The 12,292-nt window shown below is 69.9% G+C and carries 11 protein-coding genes; 8 read left to right on the plus strand and 3 right to left on the minus strand.

Annotation, left to right across the window (positions count from 1 at the left end):
* Positions 1–76: 76 nt before the first annotated feature.
* A complete protein-coding gene (locus H4281_RS06765; RefSeq protein ID WP_182889976.1) occupies positions 77–1,825 on the minus strand; it encodes an ABC transporter family substrate-binding protein in 1,749 nt (582 codons plus the stop codon).
* Between the two features lie 658 nt (positions 1,826–2,483).
* Between H4281_RS06765 and mshB the strand changes: the two genes are divergently transcribed.
* From mshB to H4281_RS06780, 3 genes are read left to right on the plus strand one after another with little or no spacing between them, the layout of a single operon-like run.
* A complete protein-coding gene (mshB, locus tag H4281_RS06770) occupies positions 2,484–3,311 on the plus strand; it encodes an N-acetyl-1-D-myo-inositol-2-amino-2-deoxy-alpha-D-glucopyranoside deacetylase (RefSeq protein ID WP_182889977.1) in 828 nt (275 codons plus the stop codon).
* Positions 3,308–3,709 (plus strand): hypothetical protein, encoded by a 402-nt coding sequence (locus tag H4281_RS06775; RefSeq protein WP_182890256.1) that lies wholly within the window; start codon positions 3,308–3,310, stop codon positions 3,707–3,709. Before mshB ends, H4281_RS06775 begins: the two co-directional genes overlap by 4 nt.
* Entirely contained in the window at positions 3,702–4,493 is a 792-nt protein-coding gene (locus H4281_RS06780; RefSeq protein WP_182889978.1) for a hypothetical protein, read from the plus strand. The genes H4281_RS06775 and H4281_RS06780 overlap by 8 nt, the downstream gene beginning before the upstream one ends.
* 4 nt (positions 4,494–4,497) lie before the next feature.
* Here H4281_RS06780 and H4281_RS06785 read toward each other — a convergent pair whose 3' ends face one another.
* Positions 4,498–5,256, minus strand: coding sequence for a site-2 protease family protein (locus H4281_RS06785; RefSeq protein WP_182890257.1), 759 nt, complete (start codon positions 5,254–5,256; stop codon positions 4,498–4,500).
* 223 nt (positions 5,257–5,479) lie between these two features.
* Between H4281_RS06785 and H4281_RS06790 the strand changes: the two genes are divergently transcribed.
* Together H4281_RS06790 and H4281_RS06795 are read left to right on the plus strand one after the other, a co-directional pair.
* On the plus strand, positions 5,480–5,803 hold the full coding sequence (locus H4281_RS06790) for a WhiB family transcriptional regulator (RefSeq protein WP_037355639.1): 324 nt from the start codon (positions 5,480–5,482) through the stop codon (positions 5,801–5,803).
* A 453-nt stretch (positions 5,804–6,256) separates the two neighbouring features.
* Positions 6,257–9,559, plus strand: a complete 3,303-nt coding sequence (locus tag H4281_RS06795; RefSeq protein ID WP_182889979.1) for a glycosyltransferase family 2 protein — start codon at positions 6,257–6,259, stop codon at positions 9,557–9,559.
* A gap of 106 nt (positions 9,560–9,665) precedes the next feature.
* On the opposite strand, the gene H4281_RS06800 is transcribed toward H4281_RS06795, so the two are convergent.
* The gene (locus H4281_RS06800) at positions 9,666–10,130 is read right to left on the minus strand and encodes a metallopeptidase family protein (RefSeq protein WP_009083045.1); all 465 of its coding nucleotides are present in this window, start codon (positions 10,128–10,130) and stop codon (positions 9,666–9,668) included.
* Between the two features lie 79 nt (positions 10,131–10,209).
* Here H4281_RS06800 and H4281_RS06805 point away from each other — a divergent pair, with 79 nt between their 5' ends.
* The 3 genes from H4281_RS06805 (at position 10,210) to H4281_RS06815 (ending at position 12,290) form a co-directional block, all read left to right on the plus strand.
* A complete protein-coding gene (locus tag H4281_RS06805) occupies positions 10,210–10,563 on the plus strand; it encodes a DUF3499 domain-containing protein (protein WP_037718335.1) in 354 nt (117 codons plus the stop codon).
* A 75-nt stretch (positions 10,564–10,638) separates the two neighbouring features.
* Positions 10,639–11,994, plus strand: coding sequence for a phosphomannomutase/phosphoglucomutase (locus tag H4281_RS06810; protein ID WP_182889980.1), 1,356 nt, complete (start codon positions 10,639–10,641; stop codon positions 11,992–11,994).
* Positions 11,995–12,062: 68 nt separating this feature from the next.
* Positions 12,063–12,290: a Trm112 family protein gene (locus tag H4281_RS06815; protein ID WP_101437810.1), complete on the plus strand. Its 228-nt coding sequence runs from the start codon at positions 12,063–12,065 to the stop codon at positions 12,288–12,290.
* Positions 12,291–12,292: the final 2 nt, after the last annotated feature.

Here is a 12,292-nt window from a genome sequence, read left to right on the forward strand (position 1 = left end):
TTCGCGGATACGGTGAAGGGCCGGCTTTGCGGCCGGCCCTTCACCGGTGCTCCTGCGGGAATCTACCGGTCGTTGATCACTTCCGGATGCCCCACTCCGCCATGTTGTACACCGGCCCGTCGAGGGTCGAGTTGTTGCGGATGTTCGCGATCTTGTCCGACGAGGCGATGAAGGTCGGCTTCTGGTACAGCGGAAGCACGTACGCGTCCTCGGACATGATCTGGTCGGCCTGGTTGAGCAGGTCCGCCGCCTTGGTCTGGTCGGTCTCGGCGTTGGCCTGCGCCATCAGGCTGTCGACCTGCGGGCTGCTGTACTTGCCGTAGTTGTTGCCCTGCCCGGTGCCCCAGTTCTGGATCGCGCCGCCGAAGGGGAACGGCGAAGCGACCCACGCGAACACGATGACGTCGTAGTCGCCGCTGGTGGTGGTCTGGCCGAGGTCGTCGGTGGACTGGACCTTCACCTTGACGCCCAGCTGAGCCGCGGTCTGCGCGAACAGCTCGCACTCGTTCTGCCGGATCTGGTTGCCGACGGTGTAGCGGATGCGCAGTTCGGGAACCGGCTTGCCGCTCGGGTCGCTCAGCTGGTTGTTGGCCAGCTTGTAGCCCGCGTCGGTCAGGATCTTCTTGGCCTTCTCGATGTCACCCGAGCCCTGGCCGGTCGCGCTCACCGTGTCCTTGTAGCCGGTCTGCTGCGGCACGAAGTTGTGGTTGTTGAGCGGCTCGACCTTGTTGGTGAACTGGCCGACGGTCTTGGCGATCATGTCCTTGCGGTTGACCGCGGTGAACAGCGCCTGGCGCAGCGGCTTCTGGGCCAGCGCCGGGTTCTTCAGGTTGAAGTCGAAGTGCTCCCAGGTCAGGCCGAGGCCGATGAACGAGGAGATGTTCGGCATGTTCTTGACCTGGTTGATCAGGTCGACCTGCGGCTGCGGGTAGATGACCTGCACCTCGTTGTTCTGCAGTGCGGTCGGCTCCTGCGTCGCGTCGGTGATGACGCGGAAGATGACGCTGTTCAGCTTCGGCTTCGCGCCCCAGTACTTCTCGTTCGGGACCTCGGTGACCGACTGGTTGTTGACGAACTTCGAGATCTTCCACGGGCCGCCGGACCAGGTCGGGACGGTCGTGCCGAACCACTTGAAGGACGACGCGAGGCCGGCCGGGGTGTTGGTGTCGCCGTGCTGCTTGGCCAGGTGCGCCGGGTACATCGCGCCGCCGGAGCTCCAGAGCAGCTTCCAGTCGGTGAACGGCTTGTCGAACACGACCGTCACGGTCTTGCCGCCGTCGGAACCGGTGACCGACTTGACCTGGTCGTAGCCCGCGGTGCTGGCCGCGGCGCAGTCGGGGCAGTCCTTGCCGTTCTGGACCTTGTAGTTGTAGATGAAGTCGTCGGCGGAGAACGGCGTGCCGTCCGACCACTGGGCCTTCGGGTTGAGCTTGTAGACCACCGTCTGCGGGCTGGTGCTGGTGACCTCGGCCGACTCGACGAAGTCCTTGTTCAGGACCGGCTTGAGGTCGGGGGTCGCGTAGAAGGTGTAGGGCAGCAGGCCCTTGGTGACCTCGCCGGTTTCGAAGACGTTGCCCTCGGCCGAGATGACGTTCCAGTTCGGGACGTTCTTCTCGATGGCGTAGGTGACGTCGCCGCCCTGCGTCAGCTGATCGGCCTGTGCCGCGTTGCAGGTGTTCGGGTTCTTGTCGCAGTCGGCGAATGCCTGCCCGGTCTGCACCGCGCTGTTGCCGCCTCCGCCACCACCGCATGCGGAGAGCAGAAGGGCCGCGCCCGCGACGAACGCGCCGAGTTTCGCGGCACGCGACCTAGTCGTCACTAACATTCATTCTCCTTGCTCGACGCCGTCGCGGGTTTGCGAGGCGGCTCTTCCTGACGCGCAAGCACCGATCGGTATCGCGTTGCTCACCGTAGCCGTGAAACTTAGGCATTGGACAGACGGCAAACCTATCGATCCGGACACTCTCAGTGAGATCGTTGCGGAACAGATATCTCGTGCCCCCTGGTTGCACCGTGGTTTCCGCACTTGATCGACTACGGTTAGTAGTTGATCACGGAAATTCGGAACCAGTTCGGGTGGCAGTTCGGTCCAGTGGGCCAATAGGCCCGGCGGACAATAACCGCCCCGTTCCGTACGCGGTACCCCAGCTAATGGAGCAGTCACGTGGCCGCGACGAACCCGAAGTGACAAGAAATTGGTCCGATCTCGTGAAGCGAAACAATGCGCCCGCCGCCGGGCACGGGCAGGACTGCCCGGACGGCGACCGGTACTCGGTGGGTGTTCCGAGCATCTTGCGTCCTCGTCCGCGCATTCCGAACCGCGGAACGTTCCGCGGAAGGGAACGCCCACGGTCCGGGACGCTGGTCCGACGTCGTGGGATGCGAATGCATTTTCCCGTGCACGCCGCGGGTTCGCGGCCTCCGAACGCCGCGCCGGGGGTCGGCCTCCCGGCCACGGACCCACCGGTCATTAACCTGAGGGCGTGAAGCGGAAGCTGCTGCTGGTCCACGCGCACCCGGACGACGAAAGCATCGCCACCGGCGGGGTCATCGCGCGTTACGCGGCCGAAGGCGCCGAGGTGTGCGTCGTGACCTGCACGCTCGGCGAAGAGGGCGAAATCGTCCCGCCCCGGCTCGCGCGGCTCGTCGCGGCGGAGGCCGACCAGCTCGGCGGATACCGATCCGGGGAAATGGCCGCAGCGGCCGCCGCGCTCGGCCTCGCGCGCCACGAGTACCTCGGCGGCATCGGCCGCTGGCGCGATTCGGGCATGGCGGGCACGCCCGCTGCCGCGCACCCGAGGGCGTTCACCGGCGGGCCGGCGGCGGAGCAGACCGCTCAGCTGCGCGAACTGATCGACGATTTCGCCCCGCAGGTAGTCGTCACCTATGACTCCTTCGGCGGCTACGGCCACCCAGACCACATCCGCGCGCACGAGATCACCATGGCGGCGGCCCCGGACGCCCCGTCTGTCCAGCGGGTCTTCCACGTGGTCCAGTCCGAAGCCGCGCTCACCGTCGGCCTGGCCGAACTGCGCGCCGACGGAACTTCACCGTTCCGGGTGGCCGCCGACGGCGAGCTTCCGTCCACTCCGGACGGCAAGATCACCACTGTGGTCGACATCTCCGCGCACCGGCAGACGAAGCTGGCCGCACTGCGCGCGCACGAAACCCAGCTGACCGTGGTCGACGGCGCGGTCAGCCACTTCGCGCTGACCAACAACATCGCGCAGCCGATCCCGTCCGCCGAATACTTCGTGCTCGCCCACGGCGACGCCGCCGGAGCCGGGACCGACCTGTTCGGCGGGTGGTGACGGTGTCCGCCCCGCTCACTCGCGACCAGTGGCTGATGCTGGTGCTGCTGGCGTTCGACGCGGTCGTGCTGGCGCTGCTCGAACTGTTCTTCCTCCCGCTGCGGCTCGGCCCGCTCGGCGAGGTGCCGTTCCCGATCACCGCGGTGGTCGGCGCGGTCACCACGCCGTGGCTCGTGCTGACCGCGGCGAAGCTCGTCCGCCCCGGGCTCTCGTTCGTACCGCTGCTGGTGTGGGTACTCGTCGTGTTCGGGGTCGGCCTGTTCGGTCCGGGCGGCGATGTCGTGCTGGTCCAGGACTGGCGCGCGCTGCTGCTGCTCGGCGCGAGTGCCTTGCCCGCCGCGTTGGTCCTCGGCGGCGGGCTCGGCCGGGCCGCGGCGAAGGGAGGCGCCCGTGTCTGAGGCCATTTCGGACCGTCAGGTCGTCGCGATCCTGCGCCCGTTCGTCCGTGCTTGCGCGCCGATGATCGACGCCCTGCGCGAGGCGGACCCGTTCGGCCTGCAGGCGCGGGCCCGGCGCGGCGAGGGCGAATTCTCCGACGCGGGCTTCAAGAAGAAAATGCTCCACGCGCTGACGACGGTGAAGGTGCCCGGCACCGCGGGATGGGCGGCGATGGACATCGACCAGCGCGCGAGCTGGTGGGTCAACCGCGTCGGCAGGCTCACCTCGCTGCTGACGTCGATCCCCGGACTCGGCGGCGCGCTCGCCGACCGGCTGCCGGTGCAGGACACCCTCGGCGCGGCGTCGCAGGGACTGGTGCTGTGCGCGATCGCGGGGGAGTACGGCGTGACCGACGTCGGCAGCCGCGTCCGGCTGATCGCCTCGGTGCTGTTCGAACGCGACATCGACGCCGACCTCGCGGCGGGCGCGAGCCATGACAAGTCCGCGAAGTCCGCAGAGGACAGTGAGACCGCGCGGCTCACCGAGGACCTCGACGAATCCCACCGCAAACACGGCAAGGTGACCGCGAAAGCCGTCGCCAGCACGCTCTGGCACCTCGGCAAATCGCTGTGGGGGATCACCGGCGAACTCGAGAAGCGCCCGCGCGGCCGATGGTTCCACCGGGTGCTCGGGATGCTGCCGGTGGTCGGCGCGGCGGGCGACTACCTCGGCGAGCGCTCCGGGCTCAAAAAGGTCTGGAAGCGCGCGCACGCGTGGCTCATGGCCCACCGGGAGTGGGCCTGAGCCCTCAGTGCCAGAAGAGGAACGCCTTCTGCCCGACGGCGGCCGCGATCGCGTTGCCGCCGAGCGGTTCGTAGATGGCCCCGGCGATCGTCCAGAGCAGATCCGACACCGGCCGGAAAAGGAAGAACAGCGCGAAGAGCACCAGCGGAGCCCACGGCCGCACCCGCGCGCCGAACGCCCGGGCTTGCGGTGAGAGGTACGGCTCCAGCGCGCCCCAGCCGTCCAGTCCCGGCACCGGCAGGATGTTGATCAGGAAGGTCATCATCTGCAGCAGCGCGAGGTACGACATCGCGTAGAAGAGGCCGGACGCCATCGGGATCAGCATCGTCGCGAGACACAGCGCGGCGCCGACGGCGAGGTTGCTGAGCGGGCCGGCCAGCGAGGTCCACGACGCGGTGGCACGGTTGCGCAGCGCGCCGCGGTTGATCCACACCGCGCCGCCGGGCAGCGGGATGCCGCCGATCAGCAAGAAGATGAGCGGAAGCACGAAGGACAGGACGGGGTCGGCGTAGCGCCGGACGTCCAGCGAGAGGTACCCCTTGTGAGCGATCTCGTGATCACCGCCGCGGAAGGCGACGAAGGCGTGCCCGAACTCGTGGAGCGTCAGCGACGTCATCCAGCCGCCCGCGACGAGGAGCACGACGCCCGCGATGAACATCGGATCGCGGGAACCGAGAAGAGTCGTGGAATCACCGTATGCAGCCAGGAAACCACCGGCGACGGCGACGGCGAGGATGCCGAGGAAGATCGGGCTCGGACGCACTGCTGATCTCTGCACCCCACCAGTCTTCCGTATGCCCGGTGTGAAGTCTTCGGCGTGTCCCCTTGCGCACCCGGGCACAGAGATCCCCCGAACTCGCTACTCGGCTTGACCTGGCCGCACTACACAGGTGTAATCACAGTGATGTCATTCGCTGTCGGAGGGGGCAGCGGGTGTCGTTTCACCACCGCCAGCCTGGGGAGTGCGTAGGAGCGAGGAGGCGGACGTGCGGTTGGAAGCGGACAACAGGGAATGGGGGCACGTCGTGGGTTGGGGAGAGAACCCGGAGCAGCAGCTCGGGGATCTGACCGACCTTTTCGACGTCCCCGAGGAGCAGGACTGGCAGGAGCGCGCCCTGTGCGCGCAGACCGACCCGGAGGCGTTCTTCCCCGAGAAGGGCGGCTCGACCCGCGAGGCCAAGCGGATTTGCCTTGGCTGCGAGGTCAAGGACGACTGTCTCGAGTATGCGCTGGCGCACGACGAGCGCTTCGGCATCTGGGGCGGACTGTCCGAACGGGAACGTCGCAAGCTGAAGAAACGGGCCGTCTAAACGGGTTTCGGCTCCCCCGGTCCACGCGGACCGGGGGCGCGCCCCGTCGCCGGCTGGCGGCGAGCGAGTGCTGCGGCCGGTGCGCCACGGCGGGATGGGAGTCCTCGCCGAGGTGGTGCCGGGCACATTCGCCAGACTCACGCGGCCCGGTCCGGCGGCGAGCGTGAGGGCGGAAGTGCCGTCACGGCCGCCGGAAAATCGGTGCTGTGCCGCGGTTCTCTTTGTGATCTTCGTCTTCCGCGCCGGAACCCCCGGGACGCCGCGGATCTCGCGGCCGAATCGGGTGCCGCCGGTCGCTCGCTTGAGTGCGGGTTCGGCACTCGCGGAATTTCTTTTGTCTCGGTTCGTCCACGCGGTGGGATCCGCCGGACGCGCGGCGTGGGCCGGTGCCCGCCCTTCGGCGCAGGCCGTAGGGTGACCGCACCCATCGTCCCGTCCGAGCAGGAGCCGTTCTTGCCTCGCACTGTCGTTCCGCCCGCTGTGCGGACGTTGCCCGTTCTGGCCATTGTGGTCTGTCACGACGGCGAAGAATGGCTGCCGCTGGCGCTTTCCGCGTTGCGGCGCAGCACAGTCCGTCCGCGGCACGTGCTCGCCGTGGACACCGGATCAACCGACCGTACCGCGAAACTGCTCGCCGACGCAGCGCAGCCGGGAGCGGCCGCCGAGGAGCCGGTGCTGTCCGGAGTTGTCACTCTGACGAGTGAAACCGGGTTCGCGGAGGCGGTCGCCGCGGGCGTCGCGCACGCGGTGGAACGGTGGGGCGACCCGGGAACCTGGCTGTGGGTGCTGCACGACGACTGCGCCCCCGAACCCGACTGCCTCGACCAGCTCGTCCGCGCCGCGGAGGAAAACCCGTCCGCGAAAGTGCTGGGGCCGCTCGGCACCGACTGGACCGATCCGCGGCTGATCGTCGAGGCGGGGCTGTCCACCGACGCCTCCGGGCACCGCCAGCAGATGGCCGCGCCGGACGGCGAACCCAGCGAGGTCCTCGCCGTCCCGAGCGCCGGATCGTTGGTGCAGCGGGAACTCTGGGACGCACTCGGCGGCTACGACGAGGACTTCCCGTTGCTGCGCGAGGATCTCGACTTCGGCTGGCGCGCCAACGCGGCGGGCTCGCTCGTGCTGTCGGTGCCCTCCGCGCGCGTCCGGCACGCTCGCGCCCTGTCCACCGGGCAGCGCACCCCGGACGCCGCCGGCCGTCCGCTGGCCGCGCTGAACCGTTCGCACGGCGTACGCGTCTTTCTCGTGAACTGCTCGGCCCCGTCGTTCTGGTTCGGGCTCGTCCGGCTGCCGGTCATGCTGGTGCTGCGCGCGTTCGTGTTCTTCGTGCTGCGGCGCACCACCGAAGCAGGCGCGGAACTGGCCGCGCTCGGATACCTGTGCGGGGGCAAGGGAAATCTCCGCACGGCCCGTGCGTGGCGGCGCGAGCAGCCGCGGCCGGGCACCGTCCGCGGGCTCTTCACGAGCCGGATCGCGAGGCTGCGCAACGCGATCAGCGCCGGGGTGGTCGGACTCGTCCGGCGCGGGGTACAGAGCGATGTAGCACTCGGGACGGTGCCGGAAAGCGTCGAGCAGGAGTCGGCGTGGATTCCGCCGGAGGCGCTCGCCGCGTCCGGCGCGCGTCCGGTCGGTCCGGACGCCTTGCCCGCCGGTGCGCTGCGCGGGCTGAGCACTCGCGGCCGGGGGCTGCGCCGTCCGGGCACGGTCGTCGCGGTCACCCTGCCGGAAGCCCCGGTGTCCGAAGAGGACACTGAGCCGGTCGAGGAGACCACGGCCCAGCCGTCGCCGTCACCTCGTCCGGAACCGGCCGCGCCGGAACCGGATCTGGTGTTCGTGGAGGTCAACCGGCGACGGGTGCTCGCCGCGACCGTCTTCGCGCCGCCGGTGGTGCTGGTCGTTCTGCTCACCGCGCTGGCTTTGGTGCTCAACCGCGGACGGCTCGGTCTCGACCTGTGGGGCGGCCAACTGCTGCCGGTCGGCGGGCTCGGCGAGATCTGGTCGACGTACCTGTCGCCGTGGCATTCGGTCGCGGGCGGCACCGGCGCGCCCGCTCCCGCCACGCTGCCGGTGCTGGGCACGATCGGCGCGATCTTCGCTCCGATCGGCGGCCCGGCCGCGCTCGTGGCGATCTTGCTCATCGGCGACATCCCGCTCGCCGCGCTCAGCGCGTACGTCGCCACTCGCAAGCTCGCTGTGCGCCGCTGGGTGCGCGCTGCTGTTGCCGCGACGTACGCGTTGCTTCCTGCCGCCACGGCGTCGGTCGCGCAGGGGCGGCTTGATGTGGTTGTAGTGCATCTCGTGCTGCCGCTCGTGGTGGCGGGCATCGTTCGGTTGCTGACTCGGCCGGGGACGCGGTGGCTGCACGTCTCAGCGCTGTCGGCGTTCGGCGTCGCGTTGCTTGGGGCGTTTTCGCCGCTCGCGCATGGGCTTGCGCTGGTGGGTCTGCTCGTCGGGTTCGTGGTGTTGCCCGCGCCGTCCGGGCTGGCTCGGCGGGTGGCGTCGGTCGGGATTGTCGTGCTGTTGCCGCTGGTTCTGCTGCTGCCCTGGCCGACTGTGCTGCTGCGGCATCCGGAACTGCTGCTGCAAGGTCTCGGCGGTCCGGCGGCGCCTGCGTCGGCTACGGATCTCGCTGGGCTCACGCCGGGCGGGCCGGGAGCGTGGCCGATCGGGGTCGTGGTGCTCGCGGCGACGCTTGTCGCGCTCGTGGTGCGGCCGCGGAAGCAGGTCGTTGGCGGGCTGGCGCTTGCGGTGCTGGGGCTGATCGGCGTGGTGTTGGTGCGGCAGGTGCAGTTGACGCCGATGCAGGGCGGGGCGCCTGCGTCCGGGTATGCCGGGGTGCCGTTGCTCGTCGTTGGGGCTGGGCTGTTGTGGGCCGTGCTGGCGACTTGGCAGCGGGGTGGCTCGGCGATGCCTGCCGCGTGGCTGCCGAAGGTGCTGGCGGTTGCTGGGGTTGTAGTGGTGGCTGCGCTGGCTGCCGGGGCGGTCGCGACTGGTTCGGAGGGGCCGTTGACGGCGGCGGCGCGGCCGCAGCTCGCGCCTGAGGTGGCGGCGGATGTCGCGGCTACCGGACGGGCGGTGCTGGACGTCAGTGCTGGGCAGGTTCGGCAGACCGGGGGGCGGTTGGCGCTCTTTGGGGATGACGAGCTCGCGCCGGTCAAGGGAACCCCGGAGCGGTTGGCGGAGTGGCGGCGTGGGCTGGGACAAGGGGATGTCGCGGCGTTGAAGCGGGTGTACGCGGCTGCTGCGGCTTCAGGCGTGCAGTACGTGGTGTTGCCCGCGGGGACGGATGCTCGGGCGTTTGCTGCTGCGGCCAGTGATCTTGCCGCGGTGGCTGCGCCGATGTCGGACGGGCGGCCTACGTTGCGGTTGCTGCCCAAGTCCGGGGAGGTGGCGTTGATCTCGCCGGAGCTGGCCAAGCAGGCGGTGACCGGTGGGGGTGCGCCGGGGACCAACCCGGGGATTTCACCGGTGGCTGCTCGGTTGCCGGACGTCCGGGTGCGGGCTTCTGAGGGGCCGACTGGGCGGTTGCTCGTGCTGGCGGCTGAGCAGGAGGCCGGGTGGCAGGCCAGCGTTGACGGGAAGGCTGTGCCGATCGTGCCTGCCTGGGGGCACCAGGTCGCGGTGTCTGTGCCTGCGAAGTCTTCAGAGGTGTCGGTGACGTTTCCTGGGACTGAGCGGGGGTTGTTGCTGTTGGTGCAGTTGGCTGCGGTGTTGTTTACGGCGTTGACGGCTATTCCGTCTCGGCGGCGGGACTGAGAGGCTCGTCGCATGGCAGCGACATTGCACCCGGGTGGGCGTGGGGCACCCCGAAGGTTGATTGCGCTGGGCGGCTTCGGATCGGCTGCGGTCCGTAGGCGGAGGGTCAGTCGCCTTCGATGACGTCTGGTTCTACGCCCAGGTAGCCGGCGACCTGCTCGACCAGGACGTCGTGGACTAGGTCCGCCAGTTCGGACGGGTCTTTGGCGCGGGCCTCGAGCGGGCGGCGGTAGAGGACGATGCGGGCGCGCGTGGGCAGGCCGGTTCGGTCGACTCCGGCGGGCACCAGGCGGGACAGGGGGACTGCTCCGTCGTGGAGCACGCCGTCTGCGGGGGCTCGGCCGTCCATGCGGACTTCGGGGACGTCGTCTACCGCTACGTCCAGTTTCGTCAGCTCGTGCCGCCAGCGGGCTTCGATGGGCTCCAGGGCGTCCAGCACCAGGGCGTCGAAGCGTTCCGCGCGGCTCGCGGCCGCGGGCAGGGACGCCGGATAGAGCGTTCCGCGCAGGCCCCGGCCGTGCCGGTCCCGTCGCAGCCGCTGCCGTTGTCGGTAGTCACGAGCCGTCGCCACCGTCCAAGTCTATGCGGTCGCCAGGGGAACGCGCGTGTCGCCGGTACTCGCTTGCGGCGACGCGCTATCGTTTCGGATCGTGCGGAGCGTACGGAAATGTTCGCGAACGGGTTGCCTCGAACCCGCTGTCGCCACGCTCACGTATGCCTACCAGGACTCGACCGCGGTCGTCGGGCCGCTGGCCACCGCTTCCGAACCGCATTCTTACGACCTCTGCGAGGCCCACGCGCTGCGGCTGACCGTCCCGAAGGGCTGGGAAGTCGTCCGCCACGAAGGGGCCTTCGCCGCTCCTGAGCAGTCCGCCGACGAGCTGACCGCGCTGGCCGAGGCGGTCCGCGAGGCCGGCCGCTCCGACGTCCCGCCCGCGCAGCCCGAGCCCGAAGGGCCCTCCGGCAGGCGCGGCCATCTGCGCGTCCTCCCGGGGCGCGCCTGAGCCGTCCCCCCGACCGGTAGGCTTTCGCCCGCGGCGCGAGTGGCGTCGCCACGGAACTAGCGGCGGGGAGAAGGCGTGCCAGACCTTTCGGGCATCGTGAAGGCCTACGACATTCGCGGCGTGGTCGGCGAACAGCTCGACGCCGCCCTCGTCCGGGACTTCGGGGCCGCGTTCGCGCTGCTCATCAAACCCGAGGCGCCGGCCGTGGTGATCGGCCACGACATGCGCGATTCGTCGCCGGAGCTGTCCGCGGCGTTCGCCGACGGGGTGACCTCCCAGGGCCTCGACGTGGTGTCGATCGGCCTGGCCAGCACCGACCAGCTCTACTTCGCCTCCGGCTCGCTCAACCTGCCGGGCGCGATGTTCACCGCGAGCCACAACCCCGCGAAGTACAACGGCATCAAGATGTGCCGCGCCGGAGCCTCGCCGGTCGGGCAGGACACCGGCCTCGCTGAGATCCGCGACACCGTCGAGCAGGGCGTCCCCGCCTTCGAAGGCCAGCGCGGCACCGTCTCCGAGCGTGACGTCCTCAGCGACTACGCCGCTTACCTGCGCAATCTCGTCGACCTTTCCGGCTCGCGGCCGCTCAAGGTCGTGGTCGACGCGGGCAACGGCATGGGCGGGCACACCGTCCCGACCGTCTTCGAGGGACTGCCGATCGAGGTCGTGCCGATGTACTTCGAGCTCGACGGCACCTTCCCGAACCACGAGGCCAACCCGCTCGACCCGGCCAACATCGTCGACCTGCAGGCCAAGGTGCGCGAGGTCGGCGCGGACGCCGGGCTGGCGTTCGACGGCGACGCGGACCGCTGCTTCGTCGTGGACGAGCGCGGCGAGCCGGTCTCCCCGAGCGCGATCACCGCGCTGGTCGCGGTGCGCGAGCTGGCCAAGGAGCCGGGCGGAACGGTCATCCACAACCTGATCACGTCGAAGGGCGTCCCGGAGATCGTCGCCGAGCACGGCGGCAAGCCGGTGCGCACGCGGGTCGGGCACTCCTTCATCAAGGCCGAGATGGCCCGCACCGGTGCGATTTTCGGCGGCGAGCACTCCGCGCACTACTACTTCCGCGACTTCTGGCGCGCCGACACCGGCATGCTGGCCGCGCTGCACGTCCTGGCCGCGCTCGGCGAGCAGAACGGCCCGCTGTCCGCGCTCACCCAGGACTTCTCGCGCTACGCGGCGTCCGGCGAGATCAACTCGACGGTCAGCGATCAGGTCGCGCGGATGCTCGCGGTGAAAGACGCGTACGCGGGCAAGTCCGGCGTCCAGATCGACGAGCTGGACGGGCTCACCGTGCAGCTGCCCGGCGGCGCGTGGTTCAACCTGCGCCCCTCCAACACCGAACCGCTGCTGCGGCTCAACGTGGAGGCCGCCGACCGGGCCGCGGTCGAGGCGCTCACCGCCGAGGTGCTGGCCATTGTCCGGGCCTGACCGGCTGGCGCCGGATTGTGTCCGGAAGGCGCCCTCAACACCCCAACAACGCGTGGTATGGAGGAACTATGGCCATCACGCTTGACGCACAGCTGCTGGAGATCCTCGCGTGCCCGTCGCCGGATCACGCGCCGCTGCGTCCCGGCACGCCCGACGACGCCGAGGCCGACGCGTTGACCTGCACCGAATGCGGCCGGGTGTACCCGGTGCGCGACGGCATCCCGGTGCTGCTGCTCGACGAGGCGACGCTGCCCGGCTCGGCCGGGCCCGACGCTGACCACGGCGACAGTGCTTGACC

Origin of the sequence: Amycolatopsis dendrobii (assembly GCF_014145675.1) — a bacterium.
In the GTDB taxonomy this organism is placed as follows: domain Bacteria; phylum Actinomycetota; class Actinomycetes; order Mycobacteriales; family Pseudonocardiaceae; genus Amycolatopsis; species Amycolatopsis dendrobii.

Excerpts from the sequence above, each read along its gene's own strand:
- H4281_RS06815 (WP_101437810.1), top strand. The coding sequence starts at position 12,063 with ATGGCCATCACGCTTGACGCACAGCTGCTGGAGATCCTCGCGTGCCCG.
- H4281_RS06765 (WP_182889976.1), bottom strand. The coding sequence starts at position 1,825 with ATGTTAGTGACGACTAGGTCGCGTGCCGCGAAACTCGGCGCGTTCGTC.